General features: G+C 64.4%; 15 protein-coding genes. 14 read left to right on the plus strand and 1 reads right to left on the minus strand.

What is annotated here, in order from left to right:
* The first annotated feature begins 148 nt into the window (after nt 1-148).
* From HELO_RS17955 to HELO_RS18000, 10 genes are all read left to right on the plus strand, one after another.
* Nucleotides 149-769, plus strand: coding sequence for a c-type cytochrome (locus HELO_RS17955; protein WP_013334017.1), 621 nt, complete (start codon nt 149-151; stop codon nt 767-769).
* A 125-nt stretch (nt 770-894) separates the two neighbouring features.
* A complete protein-coding gene (locus HELO_RS17960) occupies nt 895-1,527 on the plus strand; it encodes a thiol:disulfide interchange protein DsbA/DsbL (protein ID WP_013334018.1) in 633 nt (210 codons plus the stop codon).
* Between the two features lies 1 nt (nt 1,528).
* Entirely contained in the window at nt 1,529-2,350 is an 822-nt protein-coding gene (locus HELO_RS17965; RefSeq protein ID WP_013334019.1) for an endonuclease/exonuclease/phosphatase family protein, read from the plus strand.
* 165 nt (nt 2,351-2,515) lie between these two features.
* Nucleotides 2,516-3,076 carry a TRAP transporter small permease subunit gene (locus HELO_RS17970; protein WP_013334020.1) on the plus strand — a complete coding sequence of 187 codons (561 nt, stop codon included), beginning with the start codon at nt 2,516-2,518 and terminating at the stop codon, nt 3,074-3,076.
* The gene (locus HELO_RS17975) at nt 3,076-4,479 is read left to right on the plus strand and encodes a TRAP transporter large permease (RefSeq protein WP_013334021.1); all 1,404 of its coding nucleotides are present in this window, start codon (nt 3,076-3,078) and stop codon (nt 4,477-4,479) included. The genes HELO_RS17970 and HELO_RS17975 overlap by 1 nt, the downstream gene beginning before the upstream one ends.
* A gap of 189 nt (nt 4,480-4,668) precedes the next feature.
* The gene (locus HELO_RS17980) at nt 4,669-5,733 is read left to right on the plus strand and encodes a TRAP transporter substrate-binding protein (protein ID WP_396251063.1); all 1,065 of its coding nucleotides are present in this window, start codon (nt 4,669-4,671) and stop codon (nt 5,731-5,733) included.
* A gap of 122 nt (nt 5,734-5,855) precedes the next feature.
* Nucleotides 5,856-6,686 carry a bifunctional hydroxymethylpyrimidine kinase/phosphomethylpyrimidine kinase gene (thiD, locus tag HELO_RS17985; protein WP_013334023.1) on the plus strand — a complete coding sequence of 277 codons (831 nt, stop codon included), beginning with the start codon at nt 5,856-5,858 and terminating at the stop codon, nt 6,684-6,686.
* 72 nt (nt 6,687-6,758) lie between these two features.
* Nucleotides 6,759-7,604, plus strand: a complete 846-nt coding sequence (locus HELO_RS17990; protein ID WP_013334024.1) for a universal stress protein — start codon at nt 6,759-6,761, stop codon at nt 7,602-7,604.
* Nucleotides 7,605-7,699: 95 nt separating this feature from the next.
* The gene (dtd, locus tag HELO_RS17995) at nt 7,700-8,140 is read left to right on the plus strand and encodes a D-aminoacyl-tRNA deacylase (protein ID WP_013334025.1); all 441 of its coding nucleotides are present in this window, start codon (nt 7,700-7,702) and stop codon (nt 8,138-8,140) included.
* Between the two features lie 263 nt (nt 8,141-8,403).
* Nucleotides 8,404-9,819, plus strand: coding sequence for a uracil-xanthine permease family protein (locus HELO_RS18000; RefSeq protein WP_013334026.1), 1,416 nt, complete (start codon nt 8,404-8,406; stop codon nt 9,817-9,819).
* Between the two features lie 20 nt (nt 9,820-9,839).
* Here HELO_RS18000 and HELO_RS18005 read toward each other — a convergent pair whose 3' ends face one another.
* Nucleotides 9,840-11,783: an ATP-binding cassette domain-containing protein gene (locus tag HELO_RS18005; protein ID WP_013334027.1), complete on the minus strand. Its 1,944-nt coding sequence runs from the start codon at nt 11,781-11,783 to the stop codon at nt 9,840-9,842.
* 54 nt (nt 11,784-11,837) lie between these two features.
* Between HELO_RS18005 and HELO_RS18010 the strand changes: the two genes are divergently transcribed.
* The 4 genes from HELO_RS18010 to HELO_RS18025 all read left to right on the plus strand — a co-directional run bounded on the left by HELO_RS18010 (nt 11,838) and on the right by HELO_RS18025 (nt 15,679).
* Complete coding sequence (locus HELO_RS18010) at nt 11,838-12,356, plus strand: TIGR02444 family protein (RefSeq protein WP_109637722.1); 519 nt, start codon at nt 11,838-11,840, stop codon at nt 12,354-12,356.
* Nucleotides 12,357-12,470: 114 nt separating this feature from the next.
* Nucleotides 12,471-13,496: a TRAP transporter substrate-binding protein gene (locus HELO_RS18015; protein WP_013334028.1), complete on the plus strand. Its 1,026-nt coding sequence runs from the start codon at nt 12,471-12,473 to the stop codon at nt 13,494-13,496.
* A gap of 287 nt (nt 13,497-13,783) precedes the next feature.
* Nucleotides 13,784-14,365 carry a TRAP transporter small permease gene (locus HELO_RS18020; RefSeq protein WP_013334029.1) on the plus strand — a complete coding sequence of 194 codons (582 nt, stop codon included), beginning with the start codon at nt 13,784-13,786 and terminating at the stop codon, nt 14,363-14,365.
* Nucleotides 14,366-14,395: 30 nt separating this feature from the next.
* On the plus strand, nt 14,396-15,679 hold the full coding sequence (locus tag HELO_RS18025; protein ID WP_013334030.1) for a TRAP transporter large permease: 1,284 nt from the start codon (nt 14,396-14,398) through the stop codon (nt 15,677-15,679).
* Nucleotides 15,680-15,703: the final 24 nt, after the last annotated feature.

A 15,703-nucleotide genomic window follows, 5' to 3' on the forward strand; every position in this document is an offset into this window, starting at 1 on the left:
ATATGTCTGCGACCCGGGCATCGCGAGTATATCACCGGGTCCGCGCCGACGACGACCGGCGAGGCAAGTGTCGAATGCATAATAATCCGGGCGCCCCGGCGGCCGGGACAAGACCACGACATGGCACGACAACAACAGTGGAACAGCGATGAGACAGCTACTGGCAAGCCTGATCATGCTCATGGCCGCATGGAACGCCTCCGCAGCGGACACTGTCACGCAAGCGGATACCGACGCCGGTCGCGAGAAGGCGCAGCCCTGTGCCGCCTGCCACGGCCAGACCGGCATCAGCCCCTCCGGCCTGTTTCCCAACCTCGCCGGCCAGAAGGCCTCCTACCTGGTCAAGCAGCTCGAGGAGATCCGTGACGGCGAGCGCAAGGTGCCGCAGATGACCGGGCAGTTGGACGGCTTCTCCGACCAGGACATTCGCAACGTGGCCGCCTTCTACGCCGAGCAGGAACCGGCGCTGGGCCAGGCCGATCCCGACGAGGCACTGGTCGCCCACGGTCGCGAACTCTATCGCGCCGGTGACCTAGAACGCGGGCTACCCGCCTGCAGCGCCTGCCATACGCCCACCGGGGCCGGTATCGGCAGCGCCGCCTACCCGGCATTGTCGGGCCAGAAGACCGACTATACCATCGCCGCCTTGAAGGCTTTTGCCGAAGGGAGCCGCGACAACGATCCCAACGCCATCATGCGTGACATCGCCGCCAAGTTGAGCGAACGTGACATGAATGCCCTGGCCAACTATGTGCTCGGCCTGCATTGACCCCGGCTCCCCCCCGATGACGGCGCATGGCATGGGGAACCCCCGCGCCGCATTGCACTCCAATCCGTCGATGCCACCCTGGTGGCTCCCCTCGGAACCGAATCACGCAAGGAGAGATTCGCATCATGCTCAAGTCCCTGATGGTCGCCCTGGCGGGCCTCGGCCTGTCCACCATGACCATGGCCGCCCCCCTGGTGGAAGGCCAGCATTACAGCACCCTCGACGAGCCGGTGAAGACCCATGTCGAAGACGGCAAGATCGAGGTCACCGAGGCGTTCTGGTACGGCTGCCCGCACTGCTATGCCCTCGAAGACACGCTCAATGCCTGGGTCGATGGACTGCCCGACGATGTCGTCTTCGAGCGCATGCCGGCGACCATGGGCGGCGCCTGGAACAAGCACGCCGCTGCCTTCTATGCCGCCAAGGACCTGGGCATCCAGCAAGACCTGCATAGCGACTTCTTCGATGCCATCCATGAGCAGGGTCGCCAGTTGACCGACCCCGACGAGATCGCGACCTTCTTCAGCGACTACGGGGTCAGCAAGGACGAGGCCCTGGAGGCACTGGACTCCTTCGGCGTGAAGAGCCAGGTCAACCAGGCCCACGCACGCATGCGCAACATGAAGCTGATGGGCGTTCCCGCCCTCATCGTCGATGGCCGTTACGTGGTGACGCCGAGCAGCGCCGGCAGCCTCGACAACATGCCCCGGATCGCCGAAGACCTGGTGGACAAGGTACGCGAGGAGCGGGCGAACTGAGATGAGTTCATCCCTGGCCGAGGCACGGTGGCCGACCCTGGAGGATGGCCATCTCAAGCTGCTGACCTTCAACCTGCAGGTAGGCATCCAGACCTCGGCCTACCACCATTACCTCACGCGTAGCTGGCAGCACCTGCTGCCCCACCCGCAGCGCCTCAAGCGCCTCGACATGATCGGCGAGGTGCTGAGTCGCTTCGATGTCGTCGGCCTGCAGGAAGTCGACGGCGGCAGCTTCCGCTCGAGCCGGGTCAACCAGGTCGAGTACCTGGCCAGCCGCGCCGGTTTCCCCCATCACTTCCAGCAGCTCAACCGCAACCTGGGCCAGCTCGCCCAGCACAGCAACGGCCTGCTGTCGCGGCTTTCGCCTCAGAGCATCGAAGAACACAGCCTGCCCGGCCCGATGCCTGGCCGGGGCGCCATCCATGCGCGCTTCGGCGACGGCCCGGATGCCCTGCACCTGTTCGTCGCGCACCTGGCCTTGAGTCATCGCGCCCGGGTGCGCCAGCTCGACTATCTCAGCGAGCTGGTCCAGCCGTTGCGCCACGTGGTGGTGATGGGGGATCTCAATTGCACGCCGGACCAGTTGCACGCCCATGAGCGCTTCCGCAAGTCGTTGCCGCTGCATCCGGTGCGTCCGCCGCTCAGCTATCCATCCTGGCAGCCACGCCGCGCCCTGGATCACATCCTGCTGTCGGACTCCCTGCAGGCCGATCGCGTCGAGGTGCTCGAGCACCTGTTCTCCGATCACCTGCCGGTGGCGATCGATATTCGGGTACCGGATGCCTGCCGAGAGACCTTGCTGGGCCGCGACACGCCGGCCTGAGCCCGGGTCGCGACGCCGTCGCCCCGCAGGCGCTTTGCAGACCCAGTGTACGACCAATGTTGAGCCGACTCGCCTGACAGAATCTCGCTCTTTCCCGTATAGTCATCGTTGACTGGCCGGCGCATCGCGCCGCGTCAACGCCCATGGCTGCCCAGCGAGAATCCCATGTCACAAACCTGCGAGTTGCCGCGCCTCCTCGCCCGGCTAGACCGTCTCTCCGAATGGCTCGGCAGGAGCCTGTCCTGGCTGATTCTGGCCATGATGCTGATCCAGTTCCTGATCGTGGTACTACGCTACGTCTTCAGCATCAACAGCATTCCCATGCAGGAATCGGTGATGTACCTGCACGCCACGGTGTTCATGCTCGCCGCTTCCTACACCCTGCGCCATGACGGCCATGTGCGGGTGGACATCTTCTACCGGGCCATGTCGGCCCGACGCAAGGCACTGGTCGACCTGCTCGGCACCCTGCTGCTGCTGATGCCGGTGATGATCTTCGTGATCCTGGTCAGCCTCGGCTATGTAGGCAAGTCCTGGGCGATTTTCGAGGGCTCGCCCGACTCCGGCGGCATTCCCGGCGTCTTCCTGCTCAAGACGCTGATCCCGCTGTTCGCCGCCCTGATGATCCTGCAAGGACTGGTGGAAGCCGGCCGCAATGTCATGATCCTGACGGGACGGCTCGACCCCGAGGCAGACGCCCCGAACCACCACGAGGAGCACCTGTGATGCTGGAATTCATGCCGCTGGTGCTGTTCGCGGTGATCTGTACCGTGCTGATGTTCGGCTATCCGGTCGCCCTGTCCCTGGCCGGTACCGCCCTGGCCTTCGCCGGCATGGGCTTCGGGCTCGAAGCCATGGGCATCGATGCCAATTTCGACGGTGGCTATCTATCCGCCTTCCCCAACCGCCTCTACGGCATCATGACCAACCAGACACTGCTGGCGGTGCCGCTGTTCGTGCTGATGGGCGTGCTGCTGGAAAAATCCAAGGTCGCCGAGACACTGCTCGACGCCATGGCACTGCTGTTCGGCTCGCTGCGCGGAGGGCTCGGCATCTCGGTGACGCTGGTCGGCATGCTGCTGGCGGCCTCCACCGGCATCGTCGGCGCCACCGTGGTGACCATGGGCCTGATGTCGCTGCCGACCATGCTCAAGCGACACTACAGTCCGTCCCTGGCCACCGGCACCATCTGCGCCACCGGCACCCTGGGACAGATCATTCCGCCCTCCATCGCCCTGGTCCTGCTCGGCGACGTGCTGTCCTCGGCTTACCAACAGGCCCAGCTTTCCATGGGCATCTTCAGCCCCAAGACGGTGTCGGTGGGTGACCTCTTCATGGGCGCCCTGGTGCCGGGCCTGGTCCTGGTCGTGCTGTATATCGTCTATGTCGCCGTCACCGCCTGGCTCAGGCCCAGCACTGCACCGGCTGCCGATCGTCAGGAACTGATGGCGGAGCTCGGCCATCAGAGCGGGCTGGGATGGCTGCTGCTGAAGGGCCTGGTGCCGCCCATCGTGCTGATCATCGTGGTGCTCGGCTCGATCCTCGGAGGCTTCGCCACGCCTACCGAGGCCTCGGCGGTCGGGGCCTTCGGTGCCCTGACGCTGGCCCTGGCCTATCGTCGCCTGGACCTCGCCACCCTCAAGGATGCCCTGCACTCCACCGCCAACGTCACCACCATGGTCTTTCTGATCCTGATCGGCGCGGCGCTGTTCTCGCTGGTATTCCGCGCCTATGGCGGCGAGGAGCTGGTGACCCACCTGTTCGAGAACATGCCCGGCGGGGTCGTCGGCGCGACGCTGGTCGTCATGCTGGTGATCTTCCTGCTCGGCTTCATCCTCGACTTCATCGAGATCACCTTCGTGGTCGTGCCGATCGTCGGCCCGATCCTGCTGGCCATGGGCCTGGATCCGATCTGGCTGGGCATCATGATCGCCATCAACCTTCAGACCTCGTTCCTCACGCCGCCCTTCGGCTTCGCGCTCTTCTACCTGCGCGGCGTGGCGCCGGACTCGGTGGCGACCTCATCGATCTACCGGGGCGTCATTCCCTTCATCCTGATCCAGTTGGGCATGCTGCTGGCCCTGGCCCTGTTCCCGGAACTGGCCACCTGGCTGCCCGATCAGTTCTGAGCCACCGACGGGACCGAGCGTGGATAAGTCATCGCCGGTCCAACGCTCGAGGCCGACTATAGTGTCCCGAGCAGGTTTCAACGATACGGCAGGGTACGCCCTGCCATGACAATGGCCCATGAGGGCCTCTCCGCAAGGCGAACAACATCAACAAGGGGAGCCATTTACATGCAACCGAAAGTACTCGCCATGGCCATGGCCGGCATCGGACTGAGTCTGGCCGCCGGCACCACCCAGGCCCAGGAAACCTTCGAGTGGAAGCTGGTGACCTCCTGGCCGAAGAACTTTCCCGGTGTCGGCCAGGGTCCCGAGCGCCTCGCCAAGCTGGTCGAGGAAATGTCCGACGGCCGACTGCAGATCGAGGTCTTCGGCGCCGGCCAGCTGGTGCCCGGGTTCGAGGTCTTCGATGCTGTCTCCGAAGGCACCGCCGAGATAGGCCACTCCGCTTCCTATTACTGGAAAGGCAAGGCGCCGGCCGCCCAGTTCTTCGCCGCCGTGCCCTTCGGCATGAATGCCCAGGAGATGAATGCCTGGCTGCATTATGGCGGCGGCCTGGAGTTATGGAACGAGCTGTACGACGACTTCGGGGTCGATGTCATGGCCGCCGGCGCCTCCGGCGTGCAGATGGGCGGCTGGTACAACAAGGAGATCAACTCGGTCGACGACCTGGACGGCCTGAAGATGCGCATGCCGGGTCTGGGCGGCGAGGTCATGGGCCGCATGGGCGTGGCCATCGTCAACATGCCGGGCGGCGAGATCTTCACGTCGCTGCAATCCGGCGCCATCGACGCCACCGAATGGATCGGCCCCTACAATGACCTGGCCTTCGGCCTCCATCAGGCCGCGGATTACTATTACTACCCGGGCTGGCATGAGCCGACCGTGATGTTCGAGGCCATCGTCAACGAGGAGGCCATGGCCTCGCTGCCGGCGGATCTGCAGGCGATCCTGCGCACCGCGGTGCGCGACGTGAACCAGGACGTGCTGGACGAATACACCGCGCGCAACAACGACGCCCTGCAGACCCTGATCGACGAACATGACGTCGAGCTGCGCCGCCTGCCGGACGACGTCCTAGCCGAAGCCAAGAAGATCTCCGCCGACGTGGTCGCCGAACTGGCCGAGTCCAGCGACATGGCGGGCAAGATCTACGATTCCTATCGCGCCTTCCAGGACAAGGTGGTGAACTACCACGCCATCTCCGAGCAGGCCTACTACAACGCCCGCAATCCCGAAGGCGACACCACCCAGTAACGACCGCACGGGCCACCCTCGGGTGGCCCGCTGCATCGGCATGGCCGGCCCCCGCCCTCTTGCAGTATGCTGAACGTCGCCTCCGGCGATTCACGACAGCACGACGACAAGACGACGCGACCATGCCAGCCTCGAATGCCATACCCCACACCCTGACCATCGCCGGCTCCGATCCCTCCGGTGGAGCCGGTCTGCAGGGCGATCTCAAGACGCTCTCCGCCCTGGGTACCTATGCCACCAACGTCATCACCGCGGTGATCGCCCAGAACACCCAGGGGGTGGCGCATGTGCACCCCGTGTCCGCCGAAGCAATTCGCGAGCAACTGGACAACCTGCTCGACGATGTACGCATCGACGCCGTGAAGATCGGCATGGTGGCCAGCCGCGAGGTGGCCGAGACGATCGGCGAGGCCCTGAGCCGCCACCGTCCGCGCTGGATCGTGCTCGATCCGGTGATGGTCGCCAAGAGCGGCGACACTCTGGTGGACAATGCCGGCATCGCCGCGGTGCGCGATATCCTGGTGCCACTGGCCGACGTGATCACGCCCAACCTGCCGGAAGCCGCCGTGCTGCTCGACACCCAGGCGCCCCGCAGCCCCGATGCCATGGAAGCCATGCTGCCCGGCCTGCAGGCTCTGTCGGCGCCCTATGTGCTGCTCAAGGGCGGCCACCTGCCGGGCGAGGCCTGCCCCGACCTGCTGGCCACGCCCACCGACAGCGCCTGGCTGCCGGCCCCGCGCATCGATACCGACAACCTGCACGGCACCGGCTGCGCACTTTCCTCCGCCATCGCCGCACACCTGGCGCACCTGCCGGAGGACGCCGGCCACGCCGAGATCGTCGAAGCCATCGGCGCGGCCAAGCAATGGCTGCACCGCGCCCTGGACGCCAGCCATCGCCTCTCGGTGGGCCACGGCCGCGGCCCGGTGCACCACTTCCACGCCTGGTGGTGACGCCCGTCACTTGCACAGGGCGCCGGGGCCACCCATCCTGAAGGTCTCTCCCGGCATCAAGAGGGCTGTGCCATGACCCGCACCCTGCTGTTCGCCTGCGACCTCTCCGCCGAGAACCGTGCTGCCTTCGCCCGAGCCATCCGCCTGGCCGGCGAGAGCGGTGCGCGACTCGATATCGTCCACGTGCTCGATCCCTACCTGCCGAGGCGGGTACTGCACGACCTGGAGGAAGCGGTGGTGACGGACATCGGAGCGACCCTCACCGATATCCGCGAGGACTACGCCCTGGCCGAGCCGAACAGCCTGATCCAGACCGTGGCCGGCGAACCCTATGCCGAGATCATTCGCGAGGCCCACGAGCGCGAGGCGGACATGATCATCCTCGGCGCCCACCGCAAGCGCGGCCAGCCCGACCTCGTGCATGGCACCACCCTCGCCAGGGTCCTGCGCAGCGCGCCCTGCCCGGTGCTTTCCGTCAGCCAGCCCGCCAATCACGACTGGCACGACATCCTGGTCCCGGTGGACTTCTCGCTGACCTCGCGGCATACCCTGCGCGAGACCCTCAAGCGTTTCCCCGAGGGGCGCCTGACGCTGCTGCACGCCTGGAACATTCCCGGCGAGCAGGAGCTTGGCTCCGGTACCGGCTATGCACGCTGGCGAGACCGCGAGGTTGAACGACTCCGAAGCCATCTGGAGCAGGAAACCGAACAACTGATGGCCGAGCTCGACGACGTGCCGGAACTCAGCCTCGAGCTGCAACAGGGCGACCCGCTGGACGTGCTGATGACGCAGCTACGACGCCAGCCGCCGGACCTGCTGGCCCTGGGCAGTCGTGGCCAGTTGGGCCGGCACAGCCAGATCACCGAGCGCCTTCTGGCCGAGCCGCACTGCGATATCATGCTGTGCCGTTCCTGGTGAGCCCCCAAGCGGCAGGCAGCGGACGCCCGCTAGGCCACGGAAATGGGCCATGCTAGGCTGCGGGCGATTCACCACAGCCGCTCGGAGTGCCTCCCATGAAAGCCTTGATCCAGCGTGTCAGTCAGGCCAGTGTCAGTGTCGACGATGAGTGTGTCGGTGCCATCGAACACGGCCTGCTGGCCTTGATCGGCGTGGAACGGGAAGACGACGAAGCCCGGGCCGAGCGGCTTCTGCACAAGCTGCTGCATTATCGCGTCTTCGCCGACGAAACCGGCCGCATGAACCACAACCTGCAACAGGCAGAGGGTGGCCTGTTGCTGATTTCGCAATTCACGCTCGCCGCCGATACCCGCAAGGGGCTGCGTCCCGGTTTTTCCAGTGCCGCGCCGCCGGACGAAGGCGAGCGTCTTTTCCATCATCTCGTCGAGCGGGCCCGCAATGCCTGGCCCCGGGTGGCCACCGGACGCTTCGGCGCCAATATGCAGGTATCCCTGGTCAATGACGGCCCCGTGACCTTTCTGCTCGAAAGCCACTGATCCTGCCGGTTCCACCCGCCAAGCATCCACCCTCGACACGGAGCCGCTCGAGGGTGCGTTGACGCCTTCCGGATGGCCCTTATTCGCCGCGCGCCACCCCGACTTACCCTCACTCCGAATCCCTTCATCCCTGCAGCACCGGCCGGGTCGATCCCCCGTATAGCCCCTCCGATAGTTGTACACAAAATTTATGGAAATATATTACACAAAGTGGACAATGGATCTGGCGTAATTGTGTACAATAACAAGTGGTGATTGTCCTCATGACAGATTCCGGCCGCAGCACTTCCGTCTTCGAGTTCCGGGGACATCCTCCCTTGGCTCGCGCCCTGCCGCTTTCCCTGCAGCACATCCTGGCGATGATCATGGGCACGGTCACCGTTCCCATCATCGTCGCCGGCACCGTGGGGGCAACCCTCGAGGAAAAGATGCTGCTGATCCAGATCTCGCTGCTCGCCTCCGGGGTCTCGACGTTGTTGCAGCTCTACGGCATCCGCCGCTTCGGCGCCCGGCTACCGACCATCTTCGGCGTCGGCTTCGCCTATGTGCCGACCCTGACGGCAGTGGGCGCCCAATACGGCCTGGAAGGCATCCTCGGTGCCCAGATCATCGGTGGCGGGGCCATGATCCTGGTGGGGTTCTTCATTCAGCGCATCCGCCACTTCTTTCCCCCCGTCGTGGCCGGCACCGTGGTCCTGGTGATCGGCCTGTCGCTCTATGACATCGCCATCAATTACATGGCGGGGGGCATCGGCCGGCCCGACTTCGGCGAACCGCGCCAGTGGCTAGTGGCACTGCTCACGCTGGCCGTAGTGCTGGTCGTCTCGCAGTTCGCCCGCGGCTTTCTCAAGCTGTCGGCGATCATCTGCGGCATCCTGGTGGGCTATGTCCTGGCATTGGCGATGGGCATGGTGGACTTTTCCCCGGTCCGCGAGGCCAACTGGTTCAGCGCACCGACACTGCTGCCCTTCGAGCTGGCCTTCCACCCGGCGGCCATTCTTTCCATGGTGATCATCTGCGTGATCAATTCGGTACAGACCATCGGCGATCTCTCGGCTACCACCGTGGGCGGCATGGACCGCGAACTGGACCGCAAGGAGCTCGCCGGCGGGCTGCTCGGCAATGGCCTGTGCACGGCCGTGGGTTCGGTGTTCGGCGCCCTGCCGACCGCCTCTTTCAGCCAGAACGTCGGCATCGTGGCGATGACCAAGGTGATCAGCCGCACCGTCCTGGCCCTCGCCGCCGTCTTCATCCTGCTGGCCGGCCTGATGCCCAAGTTCGGGGCCCTGATGACCACCATTCCCTACCCGGTGCTGGGCGGCGCCACCATCACCGTCTTCGGCATGATCACCATGACCGGCATCCAGTTGCTGATCCGCGATGAGTTATCGTCCCGCAACATCACCATCGTCAGCCTGGCCCTGGCGATGAGCCTGGGCATCTATGCCGCGCCGGATGCCATCGGCGGCCTACCGCAGATGCTGCAACTGGTGCTGGGCGGCTCGCCCATCGTGGTGGCGGCCCTGGTCTCGGTCTCCCTGAACCTGATCCTGCCGCGGCGCAGCCTCGACGACGAACGCCGCGAGCGGGAAGCGATCGCCGAACAGATGCGTGATGAACCCGCCCGACACGCTGGCGACGCTCCGCCCCGCCGTGAAGCCGAACATCCCCCTTCCTGAAGCAGCGGAGCGAGGAGCGGTCAGGAGGCCTGCAGCTCGGCCTCCAGCCGCTCCAGGGCCTCTTCGGCGGCCAGCCATTGCTGCTCGAGTTCCTCGAGACGCGTCGCCAGCTCTCCACGTTGCGCCAACTGCGCATTCAACTCGTCCTTGCGCGCTTCGTCGGTATACAGATCGGCATCGGCCAGGGCCGCCTCGACCGTATCCAGCGCCGCCTGGGTCTTCTCCATGTCACGCTCCGCCCGGTCGCGATCGCGCTTGAGCGGCCGCAGCTTGTCGCGCAACTCGGCGGCGGCGCGACGCGAGGCCTTGCGGTCCTCCTTCGATCCGGCATCATCGCCCTGGCGTTCGGCCTTGTCGGCGCGGGCTTCGCGACGCTGCTCCTCCAGGCGCGACTTGAGCCAGGCACGATAATCGTCCAGGTCCCCATCGAAGGGCGTCACACGGTGATCCGCCACCCGCCAGAATTCATCCACAGTGGCCCGCAACAGGTGGCGGTCGTGGGAGACCACGATCACCGCCCCCTCGAAGCTGGCCAGGGCTTCGGTCAGGGCCTCGCGCATCTCCAGATCGAGGTGGTTGGTCGGCTCGTCGAGCAGCAGCAGGTTGGGCCGCTGCCAGGCGACCAGGGCCAGCGCCAGCCGCGCCTTCTCGCCTCCCGAGAAGCGCTCGACCTCGGCGAAGACATCATCGCCATGAAAGCCGAAACCGCCCAGGAAGCGTCGAATCTCCGCATCGGCGACCGTAGGCGAGAGGCGCTGAACGTGGAGAAAGGGCGAGGCCGACAGATCCAGCCCTTCGAGCTGGTGCTGGGCGAAGTAGCCGATGGACAGATGCTCGCCGGCCACCCGGTGTCCGGCCAATAGCGGCAGTTCGGTGGTCAGCGACTTGATCAGGGTCGACTTGCCCGCCCCGTTGGGACCCAGCAGGCCGATCCGCTGCCCCGGCTGCAACGCCAGGTTCACGCCCTCGAGCTGTCGCTTCTCGCCCGTGGCATCGCGATATCCCAGCGCGGCGTCATCCAGCACGAGCAGAGGATGCGAGACCTTGTCCGCGGCAGGAATGCTGAAGTGGAAGGGCGAATCGGCATGTGCCACGGCGATATCGCCCATGCGCTCGAGCATCTTCAGACGGCTCTGCGCCTGGCGCGCCTTGGTGGCCTTGTAGCGAAAGCGCGCCACGAAGCGTTCGATCTCCGCCTTGCGCGCCTGCTGCTTGGCGGCCTCGGCCTGTTGCAGGGCCAGTTTCTCGGCCCGGGTACGCTCGAAGGTGGTGTAGTTGCCCCGATAGAGCACCAGGGAACGCTGATCGAAATGCACGATGTGGTCGCACACCGCATCCAGGAAATCGCGATCGTGCGAGATCAACAGCAGGGTGCCGGGGTAGCGGGACAGCCACTGTTCGAGCCACAGCAGGGCATCCAGATCCAGGTGGTTGGTCGGCTCGTCGAGCAGCAGTACATCGGACGGCGTGAACAGGGTGCGAGCCAGATTGACGCGCATCCGCCATCCCCCGGAGAAGGCCGACAGTGGACGATCCAGATCGGCCTGACCGAAGCCCAGGCCAACCAGCAACTGGGCGGCACGGGCCGGCGCGCTGTAGCCATCCAGCGACTCGATGGCGCCGTGCAGTTCGGCCTCGCGATGGGCATCTCCGCGCTGCTGGGCCTCGGCCAGGGCCGCCTCGGCATCGCGCAGCGCTCGATCGCCATCGAGCACATAGTCGACGATGCTCCGCTCGAGCGCCTCCACCTCCTGAGCCATGTGCGCGATACGCTGGCCACCGCTCATCTCCAGCTCGCCGCGATCCGGCGACAACTCGCCCAGCAGCAACCCGAACAGGCTCGACTTGCCCGTGCCATTGGCACCGACGATACCCACCTTGTAGCCGGCATGCAGGGTCAGATCAGCCGCATCGAGCAGGCTCTGAGTGCCGCGTTGCAGGGATACTTGGCGCAATGCGATCATGCTGGCTCCATTCGTCCGCGTGAGATCACCGCCTTGGGCGGCCACCGTGTCGTGATGAACGACGATTCTACCGAATTATCCGCACACTTGCGGTCGCGTCTCGCCGGGAAGTCGCTCTGGGACTTCGCGCTCGACTTCTATGCCCGCGACGGCGTCGAGCAGGCCTGCCTGACGCTGCAGGACGAAGCGGATGTCGAGGTCACCGAGCTGTTGTGGCGTTGCTGGTTGTATCGACATGGACTGCGTGCCGGCGACACGCCCCTCGACGTGCGGCAGTGGCAGCACGATGTCATCTCGCCCCTGCGACGCTTGCGCCGCGACCTCAAGCCGGCCGCACGGGAACGAGCGAACGTGGCCAGCCTGCGGCAGCGCATCAAGCAAGCCGAACTGGACGCCGAACGCGAGTGCCTGCTTCGCCTGGAAGCCCACAGTGGTACTGGCCTCGCCCCTCTTTTCGAGATTTCCCGACCAGGCTCGACCCTGGAAAAAGTTTTGCCGTTCAGCCCTCAACTGCAGAAAAAATCACATCTTTTGGCCCTGGGAACGCTGCAAAGCCAGCTTGACCCCTTATGACCCCCACGCTAGCCTGAAATTACCTGCGTAAACGGCTAGCAAACAACACTTTCGATTTTTCGCCGGTCTATGAGTCATTGATTTTCCGGCAAAACCTGCAGAGGAACCACAAGAATGAAGGCATACAAGCTGCTGACTACCGCAAGTATCGGCGCCCTGATGCTCGGCATGTCCACCGCCGCCTATTCCGACAACTGGCGTTACGCCCACGAGGAATACGAAGGCGACGTTCAGGATGTCTTCGCTCAGGCTTTCAAGGGTTATGTCGAAGATAATTCCGACCATACCGTTCAGGTCTATCGCTTCGGCGAACTGGGTGAGTCCGACGACATCATGGAGCAGACCCAGAACGGGATCCTGCAATTCGTGAACCAGTCGCCCGGCTTCACCGGCTCGCTCATCCCCTCGGCTCAGATCTTCTTCATCCCCTATCTGATGCCCACGGACATGGATACCGTTCTGGAGTTCTTCGACGAGAGCAAGGCCATCAACGAGATGTTCCCGAAGCTCTACGCCGAACACGGTCTGGAACTGCTCAAGATGTACCCGGAAGGCGAGATGGTGGTGACCGCCGACGAGCCGATCACCTCGCCCGAGGACTTCGACAACAAGAAGATCCGTACCATGACCAACCCGCTGCTGGCCGAGACCTACAAGGCCTTTGGCGCCACCCCGACGCCGCTGCCCTGGGGTGAAGTCTACGGCGGCCTGCAGACCGGTATCATCGACGGTCAGGAAAACCCGATCTTCTGGATCGAGTCCGGCGGCCTCTACGAAGTCTCGCCCAACCTGACCTTCACCAGCCATGGCTGGTTCACCACCGCCATGATGGCCAATCAGGACTTCTACGAAGGCCTGTCCGAAGAAGACCAGCAACTGGTGCAGGACGCCGCCGACGCGGCCTACGACCACACCATCGAGCACATCAAGGGCCTGTCCGAGGAATCCCTCGAGAAGATCAAGGCCGCCTCCGACGAGGTCACCGTCACTCGTCTGAACGATGAGCAGATCCAGGCCTTCAAGGAGCGCGCTCCCCAGGTCGAGGAGAAGTTCATCGAAATGACCGGCGAGCAGGGCCAGGAGTTGCTCGACCAGTTCAAGGCCGATCTCAAGGCCGTGCAGAGCGAGAGCGAGGGCTGATCACCAGCCTCTCCCGCACCAATCGGGGGCAGCCTGGCTGCCCCCGAGTTGTTTACGGGCCTCCGTCTGTTTACAAGCATCGCGTGCCTCGGCCAAGAGCCAGGCCCGTTCCCGATGGACCGGGACGTTTTGCCCACTCGGGCCTCGAGATGGGAAGCAGCGAGTTGCAGACAGCCTGCTCAGCGTTCACCCAACGTTGACCTAACGCATACCGCACGCCGTCGGCAGCGGTTACGCTGCTAAACGGGCATCCATATTTCGCCATGTCTGCTGAAGGGAGCGCGGCCATGACCGACGAAGAAGAAGCCGAAAAACACTACCATTCCGGCCTGCCCGGCATACTGGGCACCATCGATACCCTGATCAGCAAGCTGGAAGCGATCATCCTCGCTCTCGGCGTGCTGCTGATGGCCACCAATACCGTCGCCAATGTCATCGGACGCTTCGCGCTCGGCGAGAGCCTGTTCTTCACCGGCGAGGTCAACCGCATCCTGATCATCATGATCACCTTCGCGGGCATCGGCTATGCGGCACGTCATGGCCGCCATATCCGCATGTCGGCGATCTACGATGCCTTGCCGGTGGGCGGCCGTCGCGCCCTGATGATAGTGATCTCGCTGTTCACCTCCCTGGTGATGTTCTTCCTGATGTATTACTCGGTTCACTATGTCCTCGACCTGTACGACAAGGGGCGCATCCTGCCGGCACTCGGCTTCCCCATCTTCATCATCTACGTCTGGGTGCCGTTGGGCTTTCTGATCACCGGCATTCAGTACCTGTTCACGGCCATCAAGAACCTGACGTCGCGCGATGTCTACCTGTCGACCTCGGTGGTCGACGGTTACAAGGATACGGAAACGGAAGTCTGACGCAGGGCGCTTCGCCCGGGGGAATGCAAGATGACGACAATAATGGTTGCGACCATGATAGGCCTGCTGCTGCTGGGCTTTCCCATGATGATCCCGCTGGCCACCGCCTCGATCATCGGGTTCTTCATGATGTTCGGCGGGCTGGGCCAGATGGAGACCCTGATCCAGCAGCTGATGGCCGGCATACGGCCGGCATCGCTGATCGCGGTGCCCATGTTCATCCTTGCCGCGGACATCATGACCCGCGGCCAGTCGGCCAACCGACTGATCAATATGGTGATGGCCTTCATCGGCCACATAAAGGGCGGCCTGGCGGTCAGCACGGCGGCTTCCTGCACGCTGTTCGGCGCCGTTTCCGGCTCCACCCAGGCCACCGTGGTGGCAGTCGGCTCTCCGCTGCGCCCGCGCATGCTCAAGGCCGGCTATTCGGACTCCTTCAGCCTGGCGCTGATCATCAATTCCAGCGATATCGCCTTTCTGATTCCACCCAGCATCGGCATGATCATCTACGGGATCATTTCCGGTACTTCCATCGGCGAGCTGTTCATCGCCGGTATCGGCCCGGGCCTGATGATTCTGGTCATGTTCGCCATCTACTGCGTGATCTACGCCATCGTCCGCGGTGTGCCCACCGAGCCCAAGGCCAGTTGGGGAGAACGCTTCTCGGCCGTGCGCCTGGCCCTGTGGCCGCTGGGCTTTCCGGTGATCATCATCGGCGGCATCTACGGCGGCATCTTCAGCCCGACCGAAGCGGCGGCAGCCTGTGTGCTCTATGCGGTACTACTGGAATTCGTGGTCTTCCGCTCGCTGAAGATCAGCGATATCTACGCCATTGCCAAGTCCACCGGCCTTATCACCGCCGTGGTGTTCATCCTGGTGGCGGTGGGCAACAGCTTCTCGTGGATCATCTCCTTCGCCCAGATTCCCCAGGCTATCCTCGAGGCCGTGGGTATCAACGAGGCGGGGCCGACCGGGGTGCTGATCGCCATCTGTGTCGCCTTCTTCGTCGCCTGCATGTTCGTCGATCCCATCGTGGTGATCCTGGTACTGACACCGGTCTTCGCGCCCGCCATCGAGGCCACCGGCCTCGACCCGGTGCTTGTCGGTATCCTGATCACGCTGCAGGTGGCCATCGGCTCGGCGACACCGCCCTTCGGTTGCGACATCTTCACTGCCATCGCCATCTTCAAGCGCCCTTACCTGGACGTGATCAAGGGCACGCCACCCTTCATCTTCATGCTGGTACTGGCGGCCGCGTTGCTGATCCTGTTCCCGCAGATCGCCCTGTTCCTGCGCGATCTCGCTTTCAGGTAAGCGGCTCTACCGGATACAAGGAGT

Origin of the sequence: Halomonas elongata DSM 2581 (assembly GCF_000196875.2) — a bacterium.
In the GTDB taxonomy this organism is placed as follows: Bacteria; Pseudomonadota; Gammaproteobacteria; order Pseudomonadales; family Halomonadaceae; genus Halomonas; species Halomonas elongata.

Excerpts from the sequence above, each read along its gene's own strand:
- HELO_RS17955 (WP_013334017.1), top strand. The coding sequence starts at position 149 with ATGAGACAGCTACTGGCAAGCCTGATCATGCTCATGGCCGCATGGAAC.
- HELO_RS17960 (WP_013334018.1), top strand. The coding sequence starts at position 895 with ATGCTCAAGTCCCTGATGGTCGCCCTGGCGGGCCTCGGCCTGTCCACC.
- HELO_RS17965 (WP_013334019.1), top strand. The coding sequence starts at position 1,529 with ATGAGTTCATCCCTGGCCGAGGCACGGTGGCCGACCCTGGAGGATGGC.
- HELO_RS17970 (WP_013334020.1), top strand. The coding sequence starts at position 2,516 with ATGTCACAAACCTGCGAGTTGCCGCGCCTCCTCGCCCGGCTAGACCGT.
- HELO_RS17975 (WP_013334021.1), top strand. The coding sequence starts at position 3,076 with ATGCTGGAATTCATGCCGCTGGTGCTGTTCGCGGTGATCTGTACCGTG.
- HELO_RS17980 (WP_396251063.1), top strand. The coding sequence starts at position 4,669 with ATGGCCATGGCCGGCATCGGACTGAGTCTGGCCGCCGGCACCACCCAG.
- thiD (WP_013334023.1), top strand. The coding sequence starts at position 5,856 with ATGCCAGCCTCGAATGCCATACCCCACACCCTGACCATCGCCGGCTCC.
- HELO_RS17990 (WP_013334024.1), top strand. The coding sequence starts at position 6,759 with ATGACCCGCACCCTGCTGTTCGCCTGCGACCTCTCCGCCGAGAACCGT.
- dtd (WP_013334025.1), top strand. The coding sequence starts at position 7,700 with ATGAAAGCCTTGATCCAGCGTGTCAGTCAGGCCAGTGTCAGTGTCGAC.
- HELO_RS18000 (WP_013334026.1), top strand. The coding sequence starts at position 8,404 with ATGACAGATTCCGGCCGCAGCACTTCCGTCTTCGAGTTCCGGGGACAT.
- HELO_RS18005 (WP_013334027.1), bottom strand. The coding sequence starts at position 11,783 with ATGATCGCATTGCGCCAAGTATCCCTGCAACGCGGCACTCAGAGCCTG.
- HELO_RS18010 (WP_109637722.1), top strand. The coding sequence starts at position 11,838 with ATGAACGACGATTCTACCGAATTATCCGCACACTTGCGGTCGCGTCTC.
- HELO_RS18015 (WP_013334028.1), top strand. The coding sequence starts at position 12,471 with ATGAAGGCATACAAGCTGCTGACTACCGCAAGTATCGGCGCCCTGATG.
- HELO_RS18020 (WP_013334029.1), top strand. The coding sequence starts at position 13,784 with ATGACCGACGAAGAAGAAGCCGAAAAACACTACCATTCCGGCCTGCCC.
- HELO_RS18025 (WP_013334030.1), top strand. The coding sequence starts at position 14,396 with ATGACGACAATAATGGTTGCGACCATGATAGGCCTGCTGCTGCTGGGC.